We start from the raw sequence: 19,559 nt of genomic DNA, 5'->3' as shown, positions 1-19,559 counted from the left end.
AGGAGGTTACTATGAACCGCTATCGTAAAATACTTGTTGCAGGGATTATTGATCAGGATGAACAACCCGCACTATATCGCGCATTAGAAATAGCTAAGCGCAGTACAAAAACATCCGAAATCACTCTATTCTGCACAACTTACGACTTTTCTTATGAAATGACGTCAATGCTTTCTGCTGATGAAAGAACAGCAATGAGAAATGGCGTAGTTTCTCAAAAAATGAAAATGCTTAATGATATTATCGATAGTTATGATATCCCTAATCATGTTACCGTTACGGTAAAAATCGTTTGGCATAATAGACCTTATGAAGCCATTATTCATGAAATATTTGACGGTGGTTACGATTTACTGGTTAAAGCCACTCGCGAGCACGCTAAATTTGAAACCGTATTTTTTACCCCTACAGATTGGCATCTACTACGTAAAGCCCCTATTCCTGTACTTTTAGTTAAAGAAAGAGGCTGGCCAAACAATGGAAATATTTTAGCCTCGGTTCATGTTGGCTCTGAAAACCCAGCACACCTTGCTCTTAATCATAAAATGGTAGAAGAAGCAAAATACTTTGCGGAGATTTTAAATTCTACCGCTCATTTAGTGAATGCCTATCCTTCAACGCCTCCTTCTATCCATGTTGAATTACCTGAATTTGATTCCATTCAATATAAAGATGCTATTCGTGGGCATCATTTGACTCAAATGAAGGCATTAAGACAAGAGCATGGTCTGCCTGAAGAACAAACTCATGTATACGAAGGTATAACCGAAGAAGTGATATCTGAAGTTGAAGATGAACTTCATGCTGGACTGGTAATACTAGGAACAACAGGTCGTACCGGTTTATCGGCTATATTCATAGGAAATACTGCTGAAAATACATTGTCTCTATTAAACAGCGATATATTAGCCCTAAAACCTGAAGGTTACATTAGTCCTCTTGACCCTAATAATACTTAATACTCTCCTTTAACATAATAAAGGGCTACCATGTAGCCCTTTCACTACTAAAATAATTCCGTCGAAACTCGCTTATTGATCTTGATTGGGTATAATACCCGCCTTATCAGTTCCATCATTATGTTAGAGTAAGTAAATGAGCGAATTCACTAAAGCGCAGCAAGTCAATTTCAATAAGCTTCAAAAGAAAATCCGTCGTAATACCGGTAATGCAATTGCCGATTACAATATGATTGAAGATGGCGACCGTATCATGGTCTGTCTATCTGGTGGTAAAGACAGTTTTACCATGTTAGATATTCTTATGGGTTTAAAGAAAAGTGCGCCTATCTCATTTGATCTAATCGCAGTAAACCTTGATCAAAAACAGCCAGGCTTTCCTTCGCATATCCTACCGGAGTACTTAGAAAAGCTAGGTGTTGAATATAAGGTTGTCGAAGAAGATACTTATTCGATTGTTCAAGACAAATTAGTTGAAGGTAAAACTACTTGTTCTTTATGCTCACGTTTACGTCGTGGTATTTTGTACCGCACAGCAAAAGAGCTAGGGGCAACTAAAATTGCACTTGGTCATCATCGTGATGATATTTTAGAAACGATGTTCTTAAACATGTTCTACGGCGGCAAACTAAAAGGAATGCCACCAAAGTTAGTTTCTGATAATGGCGAGCACGTAGTAATTCGTCCATTGGCTTATTGTCGTGAAAAAGACATCATAAAATACGCTGATCTGGCTGATTACCCTATCATTCCATGTAATCTTTGTGGCTCTCAACCTAACATGCAACGCCAAAATATTAAGCAAATGCTGAATACATGGGATAGCCAATTCCCAGGGCGTATTGAATCTATGTTTACTGCAATGCAAAACGTAGTACCAAGTCACCTTGCTGATTTTAACACCTTTGATTTCAAGAGCATTAACAGTGATTCTGGTATCATTAATGGCGGAGACATTGGTTTTGATAAAGAAGACATGCCAGTTCAACCTGTTGATGCTGATGATGCAGTCGCAGAATTTGACCCGTCTTTACAATTAAATGTAGTAAACGTTCAATAATCTTATGTTGAACTGCAAGTCATAGATACTCACGTTATCTAAAAATCATATATAAAAATGGCGTTACTTATTAAAAGTAACGCCATTTTTTATTTAATTGAAACAGATTACTTAACAAGCCAAGGGGTGACCTTCAATGGCGTGGCGGGTAATTCAAAAGAATCCTCTTTACTGAAGGATCTTAAGTCTATCGTTGCCTTCCCATTTTCAATAGGAATTATTACGCCATTAGATGCTTTAATTCCTGATGTTACCGCGTCACTAAAAACAAAACGCACGCCTTCTACATCTGGCATAAAATACTTAGAGAACATACCTCCAATATCAGAAAGCATCGCATCCATTTGAGTTGTTAATAGCGTTAATTCATTAACACTCACCGTCCCTATCAGTGGATTATTTGCTAATACTTCCATCGAAATATCGCATTGCTTGCCTTCCTCTGTTTGAATATAAACTAATGGATTGGCTGATTTTAAGTTGTCATCAATTGGAAGAAGCAGCTCCTGATTAGTTGGAATTGTGAATTCCTCATAATGCTCTTCTTTTTCCATCCATGCTTTTGTTATTTGACAGGCTTTACCCGTTTGTGAATCATTAAAGAACAATGCCATGCGAACATCTTCGTGGCCTTCTTTTTGATTTACTTTTAACTGGTAATACAGTTTCGAATAAGTAAAACGATACTGCTCAGCTTTAACTGGTAACGCCAAACACAACAGTGACAACGTTGTCGCACCAATCCATTTTTTCATTTTATCTCCAATACTGACTGTTATGACGGATCATCGCTTGGATCTCTTCTACGTAAGCATCGCCACGTTCAGAGTAACGAATAAGTCCATGTGCTAATGCATTTGCTTCTTGTTCTGGTGTTAATGCCTCAGGAGAACTGTGTAATTTAGCACGAATGATACGAAGTTCAGCATACGCATCATTACGGTTTACATTCATAAAATAAGCATGAACCGCATCTTGTGATGAATCAAATTTTGCCACCTCGTGAGCGGCACCTTCGTTGCGCTTACTTGGAACAACACCACAACCTTTAGTGTAACACCACTGCCCAAAGTAGTTGTTGGCTTCACGTGCAAAACGAGATGTCCCCCATGCTGATTCATTTGCCCCTTGGCTTAACACAAGTGGCGCTGGAATATAATCAACTTTAACCAACATTGCATTTACCCAATCGGCGGTAATACCTGCATCCGTCAATTTTCCTTTATATAAAGAAGACAACTCTGTTGCTCTATCTAACTCTTTTTTTGAAATCTCAGTATCGTTGTCTAATTTCATAACTAGAGATTCTAAGAAAGTTCGTTCTTCTTTAACTCGAGCATTTTCAGCAACCACAGCTGGGTACATAAAATTAAAGAAAGCGGCTTTCTTCTCTTTTACATCAGTAAAGGCTTTAAAATCAGGAACATCTTCTCTTGGAGTACAAGCAGACATCATTAATACAGCAGATAGAACAAGAATTTTTTTAATCATTACAGAACTCACGCATTGAAAATATTATTTTTAACATCTTGATTTGGGGCATTGTGGTCATCGTTATTACCACTATCCTCGTCATTTTTCACCATTACTTTTAGAGTAATACCGAACATATTACGATAAAGAATACCTTTAATATTAAAGATAAATGGCATCACCACAATTAAACCTACACCATATAAAGCAATACCAAACACCAAAGCAAGCATAATCACAACATGAATAAGAAGCATTGATGTAAGCTTTTTATTCGTTGCTCTAAATGAATATAGCAAGGCTTTTAATGGTGGGACTTTTTTCTCACACACTAAAAGAATAGCAAAGCCAAAAGCCATTGATAAATAAAGGGCAACCATTGGTAAATAAATATTTACCAAACCTTGTAAAACCTCAGAAAGAATCGTGACTAAAGCAACCATGCCCGCAGAAGCCATCCCTTTAAAGATATAACTTGAACGGCACTTTAGCCCTGCCGCGTGGCTCATGCCCATTAAGCTTGCTCCAGCCGTTAACGGAGAAACAATAACTTGTGCACTTAAACCAGCAACAAATGCTGCATAAGAGATAGTCGTCGTCAGTTCTGTTTCACCTAAGAAAGCTTGAAACAAAATAGCGGGATCACCTAATTGAACTTGTAAAGCAATGAAGAATACTGCCATATAAGAAAACGTCAGCAATAAAATAGCGGGCGAAAACGTGAAGAAATGCGTAATCGTATTCTTCCACGCTTCTTGAAGTACACTAACAGGACTTAATTCAACCTGACCAGTCATTGCCTTTTCGATGCTCCCACCAAGGAGAAACGTTTTTTCTTTTGGTTGTTCGCTCATTTCTATATACCACAATAAAACATGAGGCGATTATACGGCTTTCATCCTCCTAGTGCAGTAATCAAAAAAAAGAATTTAACTAATCCTTTGAAAACAACGACTTTTAATTGTAACAAAACCAACCAACTTACTGAATTTTGTCTATAATTAAGCTCAACATATATACACTAAAGCGCTAAAATACAAAGAGTTTAAAAAAAAATAGGGTTATCAAATAAAAAACACTTTTAATATGATAACTTGGGGTCTATTATGCGCCCGAAATCCCATCTTACATTCATAATACTAAGCGCGGTATCACTACCCGAAGGCGGAGATAAAAAGACATTGAACGTTACACAAAAATCCGAAAAAGAAGCCGTTATTAAATTAACAGGCATTTCAAAAAGTTTTGATGGCAAAGAAGTAATATCTAATTTTGATCTAGATGTTAACCACGGTGAATTTCTAACCATTCTTGGGCCATCAGGGTGTGGTAAAACCACAGTGTTGCGCATGATAGCAGGTTTTGAAACTGCAGATGCAGGAACAATTTTACTGGATTCGACGGATGTAACGTCAATACCCGCAGAGCAGAGGCATGTGAATACTGTATTCCAAAGCTATGCCCTATTCCCACACATGACGGTATTTGAAAACGTTGCGTTTGGTTTACGTATGCAAAACATTCCAAGTAAAGACATCGAACCAAGAGTAATGGAAGCATTGCAAATGGTACGTCTTGCTCAAATGGCAAATCGTAAGCCGCATCAGTTATCTGGTGGCCAACAACAACGTATTGCTATTGCACGCGCAGTAGTAAATAAGCCTAAGGTTCTATTATTAGATGAATCGTTATCTGCACTTGATTACAAATTACGTAAACAAATGCAAATTGAGCTTAAACAACTACAGCGTCAGTTGGGTATTACTTTTATCTTTGTAACTCACGATCAAGAAGAAGCCCTATCGATGTCAGACCGTATTATTGTAATGCGTGATGGTGTTATCGAACAAGATGGTACTCCTCGTGAAATTTATGAAGAACCAAAGAACCTATTTGTTGCTCGCTTTATTGGTGAAATCAACGTATTCGCAGCCACTGTGCTGGAACGTCTTGATGACAAACGTATTAAAGCAGAAATTGAAGACACATCAGCAACTGTTTACTGTGAACTGGATGTAAATCCAGGAGATAAAGTAAAAGTGCTGTTGCGTCCTGAAGATTTACGACTTGAAGAAATTAAAGAATCAGATACTAAAGGCATTACTGGGTATGTTCGCGAACGTACTTATAAAGGCATGACATTAGATTCTGTTCTTGAATTAGATTCAGGGATGCGAGTCATGATCAGTGAGTTCTTTAATGAAGATGATCCTGATGTTGATCACTCTTTAGGTCAAAAAGTAGCAATTACTTGGGTTGAAAGCTGGGAAGTGGTGTTAGCAGATGAACAAGAAGTTTAATCTCCAAAATATCATCATCACTGTTATCGTAACCTGGTTACTGCTGTTCGTTTTCATTCCTAATGTAATGATCATCGGCACCAGTTTCCTAACTCGTGATGAAGCAAATTTAATTGAAATGACGTTTACGATAGATAACTATCTGCGTCTTTTTGATCCTTTATACGCAAAAGTACTGTGGCATTCATTTTATATGGCCATTGTTGCAACACTAATATGTTTAGTTGTGGGTTACCCATTTGCTTACATTGTTGCAAAAATGCCAGAAAAATGGCGTCCATTTATGCTTTTTTTAATCATTGTTCCTTTCTGGACTAACTCATTGATCCGTACTTACGGCTTAAAAATAGTGTTAGGCACCCAAGGTATTCTGAATAAAAGCTTAATCGCAATGGATATCATTGATAAACCAATGCGAATTATGTATACGGAAAGCGCGGTTATGATCGGTTTGGTTTATATCCTATTACCTTTTATGATCTTGCCATTATATTCAGCAATCGAAAAGTTGGATCGCACCTATTTAGAAGCCGCTCGTGATTTAGGCGCAAACAAACTTCAAACGTTATGGAAGATTGTTTTACCGCTTACTATGCCAGGCATTATCGGTGGTTGTTTATTGGTTCTATTACCAGCATTAGGTATGTTCTATATTTCTGACCTGTTAGGTGGCGCGAAAAATCTATTGATTGGTAATGTTATCAAGAGTCAGGTACTTAATGCTCGAGACTGGCCATTTGGCGCAGCAACCAGTATTGCCCTAACTCTAGCAATGGCATTAATGCTGTACGCATACTATCGTGCAGGCAAGTTATTAAATAAAAAGGCGGATCTAGATTAATGGGACGCACTATAAAATTCAGTTTCATGAGCTTGGTATATATTTTCTTATATTTACCAATCATCGTTTTAATTGCGAACTCATTTAACGCAAGTAAGTTTGGCATGAAATGGGGAGGTTTTACTACTAAGTGGTATGAAGCTCTAGCAAATAACGACAGTTTAATGCAAGCCGCTTGGCACTCAATTACCATTGCAGTAATTTCAGGTACTGCAGCAACCGTGATTGGTAGCTTGACAGCGGTTGCCCTATTTCGTTATCAGTTTAAAGGCAAGAAATTCGTTAATGGATTATTGTTTATCGTCATGATGTCACCAGATATCGTGATGGCAATTTCATTATTAGCTATTTTCTTAGTTATCGGATTTGAACTTGGTTTTTTAACCTTATTAATTGCTCACATTACCTTCTGCCTGCCATTCGTAGTGGTCACTGTTTATAGCCGCTTAAAAGGCTTTGACGTGAAGATGCTAGAAGCGGCTCGTGATTTAGGTGCAAGTGAATGGGTAATTCTAAAACAGATTATCTTACCACTAGCAAAACCAGCCGTTGCCGCTGGTTGGTTACTAAGTTTTACGCTTTCGTTAGATGACGTAATTATCAGTTCATTTGTAACGGGGCCAACTTACGAAATCTTACCACTGAAGATTTATTCAATGGTTAAAGTGGGCATTTCACCTGAAGTGAACGCCCTAGCGACGGTAATGTTAATTGTTTCACTTGCTTTAGTTGTAATATCACAACTGCTAGCAAGAGAAAAAATAAAGTAAATCTAAAAATTAATTGCTTAATATAAGCAATAAAATCTGGAAGACATGCCTTTTGTTCGACATGTCTCCTTTTTTATCACTCTAATGGAGAGTCAATCAATGAACAAAATGGCTGCGTTTTTTACTGGAACCGCCTGTGCATTAGCACTAACAATCAATGTTGCTAACGCAAAAGAAAATGATGAATTGGTATTCATGAACTGGGGACCATACATCAACAGTGATATCTTAGAAGAATTTACTAAAGAAACTGGCATTAAAGTTATCTACTCTACTTATGAGTCTAACGAAACTTTATACGCAAAAATGAAAGCGCATAATAAAGGTTACGATTTAGTTGTACCATCAACTTACTTTGTAGCAAAAATGCGTGACGAAAAAATGCTACAACCAATTGATAAATCAAAAATTTCAAACTTCAATGGTTTAGATACAAACTATTTAGATAAAGCATTCGATCCAAAGAATGAATACTCTATCCCACACGTAGTTGCCATTACAGGTCTTGCTGTAAATACTGAAATGTATAATCCAGATGATTTCGATAGCTGGAGCGATCTTTGGAACCCAGAGTTTGAAGGTCAATTAATGCTAATGGATGACACTCGTGAAGTATTCCATATTGCATTGCGCAAATTAGGTTACTCAGGTAACTCAACCAATCCAAAAGAAATTGATGAAGCTTACGCTGAGCTACAAAAACTAATGCCAAACGTATTGGTGTTTAACTCAGACAACCCTGCTGCTCCATACATGGCAGGCGAAGTTGGTCTTGGTATGCTTTGGAATGGTTCAGCGGCGGCTGCACAAGCGGAAGGATTACCAATTAAGCTAATCTTCCCTAAAGAAGGTGGTATTGGTTGGGTTGATAACTTTGCAATTCCATCTGGCGCGACAAACGTAGAAGCATCACATAAGATGATTGATTTCTTACTTCGCCCTGAAATTGCAGCACGTATTTCTCAAGATACTGGTTACCTAACTGCTGTTAAAGCATCAAATGACAAATTTAAAGATATAGCGCCATTATTCCCTTCTCAAGAAGATCTTGACCGTGTTGAATGGCAATCTGCCGTTGGTGATATGACAGTGAAATACGAAGAGTACTTCTTAAAACTGAAAGCCGGACAGTAACCTAACCCTTTACTGACCTTAATTAATGGCAGCGTTTACGCTGCCATTTTTATACTCAAGATTTATGCTTATTCATCTCTATCCCCCCCCTTTCTTTCCTCAAAAACTAATCTATATCAAGCCCTTGATTTATAAACCCATGAAGTCTGTCTCAAATATTGGTATAATGCTCGGCTAATTAATGGAAATCCCTCTGATATAGGAGAAGGAAATGAAAAAGTGGACCACTCTCGTCTCTACAGGACTGTGCGCTGCAGCCTTAATCGCTGGTAATGCACAAGCTGCAGATAAAGAGCTCTATTTTTACAACTGGTCAGAATATATTCCTAATGAAGTACTAGAAGACTTCACAAAAGAAACCGGCATCAAAGTCTATTATTCTACATACGAGTCTAACGAAAGCATGTACGCTAAGTTAAAAACTCAAGGTTCAGGATACGACCTAGTTGTTCCTTCAACTTACTTTGTGTCTAAAATGCGCAAAGAAGGTATGTTACAAAAAATTGATAAAAGTAAATTGCCACATTTCAAAGATTTAGATCCTAACTATTTGAACAAACCATTCGATCCAAACAACAACTACTCTATTCCTTATATTTGGGGTGCGACGGGTATCGGTGTTAATGCGGATATGATGAACCCGAATGAGCTTCATTCTTGGAATGACTTCTGGGATGAAAAATGGCAAGGCCAATTAATGATGATGGATGACTCACGTGAAGTCTTCCATATGGCATTAACTAAATTAGGTTACTCAGGAAATACAACTAATCCTGACGAAATCAAAGCTGCATACGAAGAATTGAAAAAATTAATGCCAAACGTATTGGTATTTAATTCTGATTTCCCTGCAAATCCATACTTAGCTGGCGAAACAAGCGTAGGTATGTTGTGGAACGGTTCTGCTTATATGGCTCGTGAAGAAGGTGCTAATATTCAAATCGTATGGCCTGATAAAGGCACTATTTTTTGGATGGATAGCCTAGCGATTCCTTCTGGTGCGAAAAATGTAGATGCTGCACACCAAATGATAGATTTTTTACTTCGCCCTGAAAATGCAGCAAAAATTGCGCTAGAAATTGGCTACCCTACGCCAGTTAAATCTGCATATCCTCTTCTTCCTAAAGCGTTTGCTAATGATCCTAATATCTTCCCACCACAAGAAGTTATGGATTCAGGCGAGTGGCAAGATGAAGTAGGCTCTGCAAGTTCTATTTATGATGAATACTTCCAACGCCTAAAAGTAGATATGTAATATTATTTTTACTTTTGACTAAGTCATAAATAAAACAAAAAAAGCCAATGAACAAATACTTCATTGGCTTTTTTGTATTATATCGATTTAGGTTCGTTTTATGCTTCTAATAGTTCCGCAACTAGCTCAGGAACGAGCGTACCCGCCTTCCCATAACGTTTCTCTTCAAACTCATCATCAACGGCACTTGCCTCTAGATTAATCTCAATGGTGTGAGCTCCATGAAGCATGGCCTCATGAACAAACCCTGCAGCGGGATACACAGAACCTGACGTTCCAATAGAAATAAACAAATCCGCTTTATTTAACGCATCATGAATTCGTCCCATCTCTAATGGCATCTCACCAAACCACACCACATGAGGGCGTAGCTGCGCAGGTATCTGGCAACAATGGCAAAGATCGCCGGTATGGATATCATCAGTACAGCCGATAACTTGGTTTGATTCTTCACAGCGGATCTTATTTAGCTCACCATGCATATGAATCACATTTGAACTGCCACCACGTTCGTGTAAATTATCAATATTTTGAGTCACAATAGTCACCGTGCCATCAAGCTCACTCTCAAGCTTCGCTAATGCTTTATGGGCTGCGTTTGGTTTGATCTCATTGCTTTTTAATAATGCACGGCGCTTATTATAAAAATCTTGAACTAAATCGGGATCTTTAAAAAAACCTTCCGGTGTAGCGACATCTTCAATTCTATGGTTTTCCCACAGGCCATCATTTGCACGAAAGGTTTGAATACCTGATTCTGCTGAAATGCCAGCACCCGTTAATATAACTATATTCTTATATGGAAATAACATTCAATCTTCCTTAATAAACTTCTTTCATAACCAAACTTTACCATGAAAAAACAGTGTATTTTTCAATAGACCACGTAAAACAAAGATATTACACACTTTATTCAATCCCATCGCTCTATTACAATAGAGTTGACCTTTTAACTGTTAAAATGCCCATAGAGAAGCCCATGCTAAAGCAAGCTAAACAAATGATCGTATTCAATGCGCTTACTCAACAAAAAAGCTTTACCAAAGCCGCTCAACTTCTTGATATTTCAAGAACTCAGGTCAGTTTACAAATCCAACTTCTTGAAGAGCGTTTAGGTGTTCAGCTAGTACAGCGAACCACGCGCTCTTTTTCTCTTACGGAAGCAGGTCAATCGTTCGCAGTGCATTGTGCCAATATCGCCGATGAAATTAACGAAGCCGAAAATGAATTGCTTTCTAGCGTAGATACATTGAATGGTAAATTACGTGTCGGTATCGCGCAGTCTTTTGCAACCAATCATATATTGCCCTATCTTTCTGAGCTTCATCAGCGCTATCCACAGCTTAATATAGAGATAACGTTGTTTGATCATAAGATCGATGTGATTGCAGAGCAATTAGACTTATGGATAGGTGTGATGGATTCCCCTCCTGAAGGATTTGTAGCAAGGCATCTAATTGATTGTCATTTTGTGCTTGTCGCTAACTCTACGTATCTAGCTAAGCATGGGATCCCTTATCACCCTTACGATCTTAAAAAGCATAACTGTCTAACGTACATGAGTCGTGAGCGTAAAGATAATGTATGGGGTTTCCATAAAGGAGATGAGAATCTACAAATAAAAGTATCGGGTAATTATCGAATTGATTCTGCCGATGCGATTCGTAACGCGACCGTATCAGGTAATGGTATAGGCTATATAGCGACTTATCTGCTTTCTGATGAATTACGAACTGGTAAGCTTGTGCAACTTCTTCCTGATTGGGAATTAAATCAATCAATGCCTCTTTACGCTGTTTATCCGCGTCGTAAATTCTTAGCCAAAAAAGTACACATCTTTATGGAGTTTGTTCGCCACCACATTAATGCAGAGAAGATTGATAATGTGTAATGGTTACCTAATCAACTTTTTGAATCATTGTTAATTAGATTAATCGATAAAAAAACACCCTACCTTAGGGATAATAATCGTAATTAATCGCACCCATTATCCCATATAGTAACAACTGACTCTTTTATATGTGACAAACCTCTCAAATGAGTATTTATTGATGGATCTATAAACAAATTACCTTATTTTTGTTATGGCTATGTAGTTTCAATAACATCTTGATCCTTGTCACACTTTTATTTTTGACTAGAATACCCCCGCAATCATCAACTAAATACTATTGGAGTTTGACCTTGGACTTTTTGGTCAGTATTTTAGGCATTGTTTGCCTATTCGCGATTGCGTTTCTTTTTTCAGAAAACCGACAAGCCATCAAATGGCGCACTGTATTAGGCGCGTTCTTAATTCAGTTATTATTTGCCGGATTCATCCTCTACGTGCCAATTGGCCAAACTATCCTTAATAGTATCTCTCTTGCTGTTTCAGACATTATTGCTTATGGACGTGTAGGCACAGAATTCCTTTTTGGTGATTTAGCCCAATACAAACTAGGCTTTATTTTTGCCGTCAACGTTTTGCCTACCATCGTTTTCTTCTCAGCGCTAATCTCTGTTCTTTACTACTTAGGTATAATGGGATGGATCATTAAAATTATTGGCGGCGGTTTACAGCGCTTCCTTGGCACAACTCGTACAGAATCAATGTCAGCAACCGCGAATATTTTTGTTGGCTCAGTTGAAGCACCGTTAGTTGTACGCCCCTTCCTTGCTAAAATGTCTCGTTCTGAATTGTTTGCCGTAATGGTGGGTGGTTTAGCATCCGTTGCGGGTGGCACAATGGTCGGTTACGCAGGTTTAGGTGTTGAATTACGTTACTTAATCGCAGCAAGCTTTATGTCTGCACCAGCAGGCCTAATGATGGCAAAACTCATTGTCCCTCAAACTGAAGACATTAACGAAACAGACCAATACGAAGATGATTGTGTTGATGATGCCCCTGTCAATATTATTGATGCGGCTTCTCAAGGTGCATTGAACGGTTTACAAATTGTATTTGCTGTTGGTGCCAGCTTATTAGCTATTATCAGTCTTATCGCTCTATTGAATGGCGGATTACATAAAATAGGAATGTTAGTTGGGTTTGAAAACTTAAGCTTAGATCTTATTTTTGGTTACCTATTTGCCCCTGTCGCCTGGTTAATCGGTGTGCCATGGTCAGAAGCAACGGTTGCTGCCAGTTTAATTGGTAAGAAAATCGCGATTAATGAATTCGTTGCTTTTGCTGACTTAATGACAGTTAAAGACCAATTGAGTGAACACTCTCAAGCTATTGTCACTTTTGCTTTATGCGGTTTTGCAAACTTAACCTCTATTGCCATGTTAATGGGGGGGTTAGGTGGTGTTGTACCAAGTCGTCGTCCTGATATTGCCCGTTTAGGCATGAAAGCCATCTTTGCTGCTACATTAGCAAACTTAATGAGTGCAACAGTTGCAGGTATCTTCCTTTCCTTCTAAGGGGTCGATACTGATAAATACATAAGATATAAAAAAGCCACTCATGATGATACGTGAGTGGCTTTTTCTTACTCATAACTTATTCGCTATACAATAAGCTTGCAGTCTCGAATAAATTATCAGTATTCAATCTCTATTAAAGCTTTGTCATACGATTAAGCACAAATGAGGCGACTGAGCCGTCTACTGCTTTTACATACTCAGCTATATGAGCGCTATCTAAATGGTCTTGTAAAAGCGCTTCGCTTTCCCATTGCTCATGGAACACAAATACACATGGGTTGTCGTTGTCTTGATGTAAATCATACTGAATACAACCGACTTCTTTACGTGTCGGTTCAAGTAACTTAAGCATTTCTGCTTTAACAAATTCCGCTTTGCCTTCTTGTGCTTCAATTCTTGCAACAATCGTCAGTGTTTGAGTCATTATATTGGTTCCGTTCTATTAATAGAGAAGACAGAGTAAACGATTAAAGGCCCAAATGTAAGAATCTTCATTTACTCAATAGAAGACCGCTAACCAAATAGTGATGTTATCAGGGTCTGTTTTACTCACTTTATGTTTTTGATGTGCAGGGATAGTTAAGTAATCTCCCTTACATAAGGTTTTCTCTGTACCATCTTCAAATACAATCGTACCAAAACCTTCAAGTACTAAAACCCATTCATTCTCATCTTGATCATACCAACCAGATTCAGGAGAGCTTTGGCCTGACGATACTATTCTCTCTATACGCACAAAATGACTTGTCACTAAATCAGTAAATACCTCATTGCTGAGATCATTAGGAAGGTTTGTAAACAAATTACTCATCGCACTCTCCTATTAATCAGGTAAAACGACTAAACCCAGTGGTTCTAATAACTGCTCTTGTTGCCAACCACAAATTTTAACGCCTGTTAAATCAACTCTACGGGGATCCAAGCCTTCTAATTCACAATGGCATAAATTAGCATCTTGCATTCTAAATTGCCCCCACGCATCTTCAGAGAAAGAACCACGGGAAAGATCAGAACCTTTTAATGAGGTTCCTTGTAGATTGGCGCCATTCCATTTATTTTCAAACAAATCACATTTTTCAATACATAAACGTTCAAAGTTCGCATAAGACAAGTTACAACCAGTGATGTAAACAGAACAAAAATACATTTGGTGGCTTATTTGATTTACAAAGTTTGCTTGGACAAAATTCGCGCCTTTTAAATCACAATCTCTAAACTCTGCTCCAAATCCATTTGCGCCTTTAAAATTAGACATTGTTAAACGGCAACTTTTAAAAGAAGCATCTCGTAAATCACTGTAATCAAAATGACAACCTTCAATGGCACCTTGCTCAATAAAAGAACAATCTATAAATCTAGCGTCTCTTAAGTTTGCTCGACTAAAATTACAGCAATAAAACTTACATCCTTCATAATAGGACTCACTCAAATCTTGACGTGAGAAATCTACTTTTTCAAATACTTCATTGTAGGTCGCCATATCTTGTCCTCTGAATTTATCTAGGGAAAGATTACCAGTATCCATTACAAATACCAATAATTATAAACTCATAAAAAACAAAAACTTAAAGGCATAATAAAGACGAGTTTTAAGACGTAAAACAGAACCTGTGGTGAATAAAAGTAAAACAAAGAACCCTGGATAAGAAAAACGGTTACTTGGGCAAGGAGGGCTTAAAAAGGACGACACGAGCCTCCTCCTATAGGTTAACATTCACAACACCAGTATTTAAATGCGCTATATGAATATTTTACTTTTCATACGAATAAAGGCAGAGACCTCTTTGCTTCGAGGGAGGTTTAACCTCATTACATTATCACAGCATCGCATTAATATTTGATGAGCTTTATCTTCTAATTCTTCATTATTATCTAGCGCAGAAAATGAAATGCATGAATCCATTTTATAACCGTATTGTAAAAATTCAGAAGACTCGGTTGAATTAAAAATAACATCTTCACAGGCTTTCGCTTGGCTATCAACGATCCATTTCTTTAATAAAAGAGTCTGAGCGGCATTACTCAATGTTATTGTGCTGATAAAATCTTGCTGATTAAAGTAAAGATCAATGGCCCTATTTAATTGGTGCAATGCAATCGCTACATTATCCATGTGTTACCTCCTTGTTTGTTTGATAATCTTACTCAAACTTCAAAAATAAATTTTCCATTAAGAGTTTAGATAACTTTATAAACACAAAATGCTATCACGATCACTATTACCTTCATTTGTTCAAAAAAAGAACAAATGTTAATTCTATCTTTAATTATGTGCGTCAAACAATGGCAACCACATTTCATCTAATTCTTCATTTGTCGGCATTTTACTATGAGAAATTGACTTAATTACACGACAAGGATTACCAACAGCAACACAATCAGAAGGAATATCTTTCGTTACTATACTTCCTGCACCAATAATACTTCTATCCCCTATTGTTACACCATCAAGAATAACACTGTTGGCACCAATCCATACGTTATCACCAATAACAATAGGATTACCTGTAGCAATAGGAAGCACTCGCTCAGCAAGATCAAAAGGATGCCCGGCAGTGCTAATAACCACATTTGGCCCAATTTGAACGTATTCACCGATAGTTACGGTAGCAAGGTCAAGAATAGTGACACCTGTATTTAAAAAACCGCCTTGTTTAAAGCGAATGTTTTTCCCCATATCACAATAAAAAGGAGGAATGATGGTAACTCCTTTATTACTTCCAAAGAGATCATCCAATAATTCTTGTCTAAGTACACTTTGCGACGGGCGACTATGATTAAAATCATAGAGTTTTTCTTTTACTTGGTTTTGAAGATCCATCAATTCACGATCAATAGGGATATGCACACTAAAATCTGACAATTTATGACTCATTCTCACTCCTTGTTAAACGAGACTCCCTATTTAAATCCAACCAAATAAAACTATATTGTTACGTTCTCATTCTTTAACTGAGTTTTATGCTGTATAGGGAAAGCTTTATCATAAGCCAAGTTATAGATATAAGCATAAAACAGATAAAACACAACGAGACCAATATCTAAAATAAAGGCTTCAACTAGGCTGATATTTAAGAACCACGCCATTCCAGGAATAGTTAGATACCATCTAAATATCAGATGGGTTAAGAGTGATAAGAATGTACTCTTGACTAATCAACAAATAATTAATAAGATGCATCTAAAATACACCTTATTAACCATCAGGAGTTCTTATGACATTTTCACTTAAAAAGATTTTCAAAAAAGAAGAAACCAACAAAGAAACAAAAGCGGTAATTCAACAGCAAGCGTCAACTAAAAGCACTGAAGACGCTAAAGCAGAACAAAAAGGAAAACACGGTGAACCAGGGGTTTGTTGCGGTTCATGCTCATAATGTTTTCATATAAACCTCGAGATACCCTTATACCTCGAGGTTTACATCATTCTTTAACAGAATTAATGGCCTCTTTTATTGAATTAAAACCCACTTTAGCAGCACAACATAAACCTAATGAAGACTGATGTGCTTTAATAAGATCAAGTAAAGCGTCCACCGCTATCGTTTTATTGCTATTAATAACCTTCGTCGAATTATTACTTGGATCATTCAAGCTAAATATCGTACCAGTAGAATCAATCAATATGTCTTTATCCTGATACCCTAAATAATGTAATTCAGATTCTATTTCCCATTTCTTTTCATCAGAGATGTAATCAAGTTCAGGATCACCATCAAATTTTACTATTGCTGGCCAAATTACCATTTATACCTCACTAGTTTCTTCTTTACCGATTAATTGATTTTCTTCTTCAAGCCAATCCATAGTCACTAATGTTGCTAGTGAACATAACGCTTTCTCAGACAAGTCTAAAAATTTAGCTTCTTCAATTTCTGCATCAGGGGCTAGCTCTCCTTCATATTCTGAAAAATAGCACGTCAATTGAACAGATACTCCCTTGTCTTTCCCATCGGCTTGGGCGGTAAACGTATTTGCATATTTGATGGTATCAACGTTTAAATCAACGGATAGCTCTTCTTTTATCTCTCGAACCAAAGCCTCCTCATCAGTTTCACCTGATTCCCGTTTTCCACCAGGAAGATAAAACAAGGCTTTCCCCTTAGAACGCACAGTAAGTAACTTTCCATCTTCTAGGTAAATCCAAGCTAATTTATCTATTATCTTATTCATTGTTACCCCTATATCAGTCACTTTGTCTTACACTCCTAATGGGTTAGGAAATTGAACCACCTTAATATCATAACTCTTCGGAACATAATTGCAGTCCTCTTCTGCCAGGTAGGCGACTTCAACCTCACACTCCAAGACTGATTTAATGTTGGATAAACAAATTAACTCTGCATCCGAAAGGTATTCATTCTCTTTTTTTACCACAACAAACAATATGGCGCCATCAGGTCGGTATAAGAATAAATCAGGCTCTCCTGACGTTAACCCTGTTCGTAATCCTTTAAAAAGAGATAATTTATTCGGGTTTATATATTGGGCGAGTAAAATTCGCCCTTCTGTATACATCGGGTTATCCACCTCCCTATTACCTAATGCATAAAACGGAGTGCCTAACCACCCTTTCTTCATATATTGAGATAAAGCGAAGTATGAACCAAAATATTCATCACGCTGAGCATCTATTTCTATAGGGACAGAGACTTCAGAAGGCAGCCAAGTATTTGCACCTTTTTTCCAATCTTCAAACAATGGTTGAGAATACGTAAATACCGTTTCTTGAATCGTGTGAATCATCATAAATTCCTTTTATAAACACAGATTAGACGCGTGGGCGAATAGTGGTCTGCAACATTCTATTCTGTCCATTATAATCCCCTATTAATTCTGTGTGTATGAAGACTTAATGAATTTGTGATGTCAGCTATAGAGAGTGTGAAAGATGTGAGTATGCAACTAAAACAACATATTAGAGTGAATAATATAAATAAAAAAAGCATTCAACATATTTAACTGTTGAATGCTTAAATGAAATTTATTGTCTTTTACGATGTGTTTTAATTCAACGAATGACTGCCTATATGATTATAGCGACGTATGGCCACCATTAGATGAATCAATAACAATATGCCAGTTACACCTAATCCGACCCCAATACCGGCCCAAATTCCAGCCAATCCAAACAATGGCATTAAGAACCATGCCGCGGGTAAACCAAACACCCAATAACCTATCGCTGTCATAACTGTTGGCATTGAGACAATTTTCATTCCACGCAATAAGTTAATCGCAAGTAATTGCCATGCATCTACAATGAAACACAAGGCGACAACCCAAATAACAGACGACAGTAATTCAGACATATTATTACTTCCATCATCCAATAAGAACAAGTTTGCCACCGCTTCTGGCCAGATAATGAAAAGAGCAGATAAAAATACACTTAATACCGTGACCAACATAAAACTGTGCAACGAAGTGCGTTTTATTCCTTCATAATTCTCAGAACCAAAATCACGCCCCACTAAAATGGCAGAGGCTTGTGAGAAACCAAAGTTAAAATTCCATGTAAAACTTAAACACTGTAATAGGATTTGATGTAACGCTAAAGAAGCAATACTTATTGTTCCAGCCATTAGAGTGCCACCGTAAATTAAGCCATGTTCAAGTAATGCGGCTACCGCAATAGGTAATCCCATCACGAGCAAGGGGCTCATTAACTTCAATGAATATTCGTCAAGATGTAACCAAGGGGAAAACGGCTGATACTCTGCTTGCTTAAATACCCATAAACCGTACCCAATCATCACTATAAACGCCGCAATTGCCGTTCCTAATCCTAAACCGGTAAGACCCATATCAAATTGAAACGTTAATACATAACTGATAGGTACATTAAGAATCACGGTAATCACTGACATCACCATAATCGACCTCACATTGCCCAATGCACTGGTTAAGCCTCGCAGCACAAGTAATATGAGTGATGGAAACATAACCCATTTTAAAGCGTGAACGTATTCCATCGCCAAAGTGATCATTTCTTCTGGTTGATTTGCCGCCCTTAATACTAATGGTGCATACGAAAAAAGAAACATAAGAACAACGCTTAATAACACAGACAATAATACGGCCCCTTTAACCGCTAAGCGGATCTGCTGGTTACCATAATCAGGTCTTGCCAAGCGCTGCCCATAAGCAATCGCAATTAAATTGGCGACACAACCAACCGTGCTGCTGCCAATAATAAAAATGAAAAAGTAGATAGAGGCACCCAAACCACCGCCAGCCAATGCGGAAACATTTAAACGCGACATCATCCATACATCAGTCAATACCAAAGCCATAGAAATAAGTTGTGAGATGATGAGAGGGAATGCTAATGAGAGTATTTTTTTCATAAAGGTGAA

The 19,559-nt window shown here is 37.6% G+C and carries 23 protein-coding genes and 1 pseudogene; 10 read left to right on the top strand and 14 right to left on the bottom strand.

Annotated elements, in window-relative coordinates; all coding sequences use genetic code 11:
* Nucleotides 1-11: 11 nt before the first annotated feature.
* The gene (gene uspE / locus A6E06_RS13965; protein ID WP_065591131.1) at nt 12-959 is read left to right on the top strand and encodes a universal stress protein UspE; all 948 of its coding nucleotides are present in this window, start codon (nt 12-14) and stop codon (nt 957-959) included.
* Between the two features lie 136 nt (nt 960-1,095).
* Entirely contained in the window at nt 1,096-2,019 is a 924-nt protein-coding gene (ttcA, locus tag A6E06_RS13960) for a tRNA 2-thiocytidine(32) synthetase TtcA (RefSeq protein ID WP_065591132.1), read from the top strand.
* A 107-nt stretch (nt 2,020-2,126) separates the two neighbouring features.
* Here ttcA and A6E06_RS13955 read toward each other — a convergent pair whose 3' ends face one another.
* From A6E06_RS13955 to A6E06_RS13945, 3 genes are read right to left on the bottom strand one after another with little or no spacing between them, the layout of a single operon-like run.
* A complete protein-coding gene (locus A6E06_RS13955; protein ID WP_065591133.1) occupies nt 2,127-2,774 on the bottom strand; it encodes a DUF2987 domain-containing protein in 648 nt (215 codons plus the stop codon).
* Between the two features lies 1 nt (nt 2,775).
* Nucleotides 2,776-3,510, bottom strand: a complete 735-nt coding sequence (locus A6E06_RS13950; protein ID WP_065591134.1) for a glucosaminidase domain-containing protein — start codon at nt 3,508-3,510, stop codon at nt 2,776-2,778.
* Nucleotides 3,511-3,518: 8 nt separating this feature from the next.
* On the bottom strand, nt 3,519-4,346 hold the full coding sequence (locus tag A6E06_RS13945; protein WP_065591135.1) for a hypothetical protein: 828 nt from the start codon (nt 4,344-4,346) through the stop codon (nt 3,519-3,521).
* A 327-nt stretch (nt 4,347-4,673) separates the two neighbouring features.
* Here A6E06_RS13945 and potA point away from each other — a divergent pair, with 327 nt between their 5' ends.
* The 5 genes from potA to A6E06_RS13920 all read left to right on the top strand — a co-directional run bounded on the left by potA (nt 4,674) and on the right by A6E06_RS13920 (nt 9,792).
* Nucleotides 4,674-5,792 (top strand): spermidine/putrescine ABC transporter ATP-binding protein PotA, encoded by a 1,119-nt coding sequence (gene potA / locus A6E06_RS13940; protein WP_065591320.1) that lies wholly within the window; start codon nt 4,674-4,676, stop codon nt 5,790-5,792.
* Nucleotides 5,776-6,633 (top strand): spermidine/putrescine ABC transporter permease PotB, encoded by an 858-nt coding sequence (potB, locus tag A6E06_RS13935; RefSeq protein WP_065591136.1) that lies wholly within the window; start codon nt 5,776-5,778, stop codon nt 6,631-6,633. The genes potA and potB overlap by 17 nt, the downstream gene beginning before the upstream one ends.
* On the top strand, nt 6,633-7,403 hold the full coding sequence (gene potC / locus A6E06_RS13930; RefSeq protein WP_065591137.1) for a spermidine/putrescine ABC transporter permease PotC: 771 nt from the start codon (nt 6,633-6,635) through the stop codon (nt 7,401-7,403). Before potB ends, potC begins: the two co-directional genes overlap by 1 nt.
* 99 nt (nt 7,404-7,502) lie before the next feature.
* Nucleotides 7,503-8,537, top strand: a complete 1,035-nt coding sequence (locus A6E06_RS13925) for an extracellular solute-binding protein (protein ID WP_065591138.1) — start codon at nt 7,503-7,505, stop codon at nt 8,535-8,537.
* Nucleotides 8,538-8,748: 211 nt separating this feature from the next.
* On the top strand, nt 8,749-9,792 hold the full coding sequence (locus A6E06_RS13920) for an extracellular solute-binding protein (protein WP_065591139.1): 1,044 nt from the start codon (nt 8,749-8,751) through the stop codon (nt 9,790-9,792).
* A gap of 98 nt (nt 9,793-9,890) precedes the next feature.
* Here the strand turns inward: A6E06_RS13920 and cobB are convergent, their stop codons facing one another.
* Complete coding sequence (cobB, locus tag A6E06_RS13915; RefSeq protein ID WP_065591140.1) at nt 9,891-10,604, bottom strand: Sir2 family NAD+-dependent deacetylase; 714 nt, start codon at nt 10,602-10,604, stop codon at nt 9,891-9,893.
* Between the two features lie 167 nt (nt 10,605-10,771).
* Here cobB and A6E06_RS13910 point away from each other — a divergent pair, with 167 nt between their 5' ends.
* Entirely contained in the window at nt 10,772-11,683 is a 912-nt protein-coding gene (locus A6E06_RS13910) for a LysR family transcriptional regulator (RefSeq protein WP_065591141.1), read from the top strand.
* A 293-nt stretch (nt 11,684-11,976) separates the two neighbouring features.
* On the top strand, nt 11,977-13,197 hold the full coding sequence (locus A6E06_RS13905; RefSeq protein WP_065591142.1) for a NupC/NupG family nucleoside CNT transporter: 1,221 nt from the start codon (nt 11,977-11,979) through the stop codon (nt 13,195-13,197).
* Between the two features lie 136 nt (nt 13,198-13,333).
* Here A6E06_RS13905 and A6E06_RS13900 read toward each other — a convergent pair whose 3' ends face one another.
* From A6E06_RS13900 to A6E06_RS13875, 6 genes and pseudogenes are all read right to left on the bottom strand, one after another.
* The gene (locus A6E06_RS13900; protein ID WP_065591143.1) at nt 13,334-13,624 is read right to left on the bottom strand and encodes a putative quinol monooxygenase; all 291 of its coding nucleotides are present in this window, start codon (nt 13,622-13,624) and stop codon (nt 13,334-13,336) included.
* Between the two features lie 75 nt (nt 13,625-13,699).
* On the bottom strand, nt 13,700-14,011 hold the full coding sequence (locus tag A6E06_RS13895) for a cupin domain-containing protein (RefSeq protein WP_065591144.1): 312 nt from the start codon (nt 14,009-14,011) through the stop codon (nt 13,700-13,702).
* A gap of 12 nt (nt 14,012-14,023) precedes the next feature.
* Nucleotides 14,024-14,680 (bottom strand): Qnr family pentapeptide repeat protein, encoded by a 657-nt coding sequence (locus A6E06_RS13890; RefSeq protein WP_065591321.1) that lies wholly within the window; start codon nt 14,678-14,680, stop codon nt 14,024-14,026.
* Between the two features lie 258 nt (nt 14,681-14,938).
* Nucleotides 14,939-15,313, bottom strand: coding sequence for a hypothetical protein (locus tag A6E06_RS13885; protein ID WP_065591145.1), 375 nt, complete (start codon nt 15,311-15,313; stop codon nt 14,939-14,941).
* A 150-nt stretch (nt 15,314-15,463) separates the two neighbouring features.
* Nucleotides 15,464-16,075, bottom strand: coding sequence for a sugar O-acetyltransferase (locus A6E06_RS13880; protein ID WP_065591146.1), 612 nt, complete (start codon nt 16,073-16,075; stop codon nt 15,464-15,466).
* Nucleotides 16,076-16,125: 50 nt separating this feature from the next.
* Nucleotides 16,126-16,302, bottom strand: a pseudogene (locus tag A6E06_RS13875) (chlorhexidine efflux transporter); the annotation flags it as partial.
* 113 nt (nt 16,303-16,415) lie between these two features.
* Between A6E06_RS13875 and A6E06_RS13870 the strand changes: the two are divergent.
* Nucleotides 16,416-16,577 (top strand): CCGSCS motif protein, encoded by a 162-nt coding sequence (locus A6E06_RS13870; protein ID WP_065591147.1) that lies wholly within the window; start codon nt 16,416-16,418, stop codon nt 16,575-16,577.
* Nucleotides 16,578-16,623: 46 nt separating this feature from the next.
* Here A6E06_RS13870 and A6E06_RS13865 read toward each other — a convergent pair whose 3' ends face one another.
* The 4 genes from A6E06_RS13865 to A6E06_RS13850 all read right to left on the bottom strand — a co-directional run bounded on the left by A6E06_RS13865 (nt 16,624) and on the right by A6E06_RS13850 (nt 19,550).
* A complete protein-coding gene (locus A6E06_RS13865) occupies nt 16,624-16,947 on the bottom strand; it encodes a DUF4144 family protein (RefSeq protein ID WP_065591148.1) in 324 nt (107 codons plus the stop codon).
* Nucleotides 16,948-17,373: an NUDIX domain-containing protein gene (locus A6E06_RS13860; protein WP_065591149.1), complete on the bottom strand. Its 426-nt coding sequence runs from the start codon at nt 17,371-17,373 to the stop codon at nt 16,948-16,950.
* Nucleotides 17,374-17,400: 27 nt separating this feature from the next.
* Nucleotides 17,401-17,949 (bottom strand): VRR-NUC domain-containing protein, encoded by a 549-nt coding sequence (locus A6E06_RS13855; RefSeq protein ID WP_369688357.1) that lies wholly within the window; start codon nt 17,947-17,949, stop codon nt 17,401-17,403.
* 257 nt (nt 17,950-18,206) lie between these two features.
* Nucleotides 18,207-19,550, bottom strand: a complete 1,344-nt coding sequence (locus A6E06_RS13850) for an MATE family efflux transporter (RefSeq protein WP_065591151.1) — start codon at nt 19,548-19,550, stop codon at nt 18,207-18,209.
* Nucleotides 19,551-19,559 lie beyond the last annotated feature (9 nt).

The sequence above is a fragment of the Aliivibrio sp. 1S175 genome (genome assembly GCF_001690985.1).
Taxonomy (GTDB): domain Bacteria; phylum Pseudomonadota; class Gammaproteobacteria; order Enterobacterales; family Vibrionaceae; genus Aliivibrio.
Note: the sequence above shows the minus strand (reverse complement) of the source record. Positions and strands in the feature narration are given on the sequence as shown.

What these genes read in the sequence shown, in the direction of transcription:
- A6E06_RS13945 (WP_065591135.1), bottom strand. Translation starts at nt 4,346, where the DNA reads ATGAGCGAACAACCAAAAGAAAAAACGTTTCTCCTTGGTGGGAGCATC.
- ttcA (WP_065591132.1), top strand. Translation starts at nt 1,096, where the DNA reads ATGAGCGAATTCACTAAAGCGCAGCAAGTCAATTTCAATAAGCTTCAA.
- A6E06_RS13895 (WP_065591144.1), bottom strand. Translation starts at nt 14,011, where the DNA reads ATGAGTAATTTGTTTACAAACCTTCCTAATGATCTCAGCAATGAGGTA.
- A6E06_RS13900 (WP_065591143.1), bottom strand. Translation starts at nt 13,624, where the DNA reads ATGACTCAAACACTGACGATTGTTGCAAGAATTGAAGCACAAGAAGGC.
- potB (WP_065591136.1), top strand. Translation starts at nt 5,776, where the DNA reads ATGAACAAGAAGTTTAATCTCCAAAATATCATCATCACTGTTATCGTA.
- A6E06_RS13955 (WP_065591133.1), bottom strand. Translation starts at nt 2,774, where the DNA reads ATGAAAAAATGGATTGGTGCGACAACGTTGTCACTGTTGTGTTTGGCG.
- A6E06_RS13865 (WP_065591148.1), bottom strand. Translation starts at nt 16,947, where the DNA reads ATGGTAATTTGGCCAGCAATAGTAAAATTTGATGGTGATCCTGAACTT.
- A6E06_RS13855 (WP_369688357.1), bottom strand. Translation starts at nt 17,949, where the DNA reads ATGATGATTCACACGATTCAAGAAACGGTATTTACGTATTCTCAACCA.
- A6E06_RS13885 (WP_065591145.1), bottom strand. Translation starts at nt 15,313, where the DNA reads ATGGATAATGTAGCGATTGCATTGCACCAATTAAATAGGGCCATTGAT.
- potC (WP_065591137.1), top strand. Translation starts at nt 6,633, where the DNA reads ATGGGACGCACTATAAAATTCAGTTTCATGAGCTTGGTATATATTTTC.
- A6E06_RS13860 (WP_065591149.1), bottom strand. Translation starts at nt 17,373, where the DNA reads ATGAATAAGATAATAGATAAATTAGCTTGGATTTACCTAGAAGATGGA.
- A6E06_RS13910 (WP_065591141.1), top strand. Translation starts at nt 10,772, where the DNA reads ATGCTAAAGCAAGCTAAACAAATGATCGTATTCAATGCGCTTACTCAA.
- A6E06_RS13950 (WP_065591134.1), bottom strand. Translation starts at nt 3,510, where the DNA reads ATGATTAAAAAAATTCTTGTTCTATCTGCTGTATTAATGATGTCTGCT.
- uspE (WP_065591131.1), top strand. Translation starts at nt 12, where the DNA reads ATGAACCGCTATCGTAAAATACTTGTTGCAGGGATTATTGATCAGGAT.
- A6E06_RS13890 (WP_065591321.1), bottom strand. Translation starts at nt 14,680, where the DNA reads ATGGCGACCTACAATGAAGTATTTGAAAAAGTAGATTTCTCACGTCAA.
- A6E06_RS13870 (WP_065591147.1), top strand. Translation starts at nt 16,416, where the DNA reads ATGACATTTTCACTTAAAAAGATTTTCAAAAAAGAAGAAACCAACAAA.
- A6E06_RS13925 (WP_065591138.1), top strand. Translation starts at nt 7,503, where the DNA reads ATGAACAAAATGGCTGCGTTTTTTACTGGAACCGCCTGTGCATTAGCA.
- A6E06_RS13920 (WP_065591139.1), top strand. Translation starts at nt 8,749, where the DNA reads ATGAAAAAGTGGACCACTCTCGTCTCTACAGGACTGTGCGCTGCAGCC.
- A6E06_RS13880 (WP_065591146.1), bottom strand. Translation starts at nt 16,075, where the DNA reads ATGAGTCATAAATTGTCAGATTTTAGTGTGCATATCCCTATTGATCGT.
- cobB (WP_065591140.1), bottom strand. Translation starts at nt 10,604, where the DNA reads ATGTTATTTCCATATAAGAATATAGTTATATTAACGGGTGCTGGCATT.
- A6E06_RS13850 (WP_065591151.1), bottom strand. Translation starts at nt 19,550, where the DNA reads ATGAAAAAAATACTCTCATTAGCATTCCCTCTCATCATCTCACAACTT.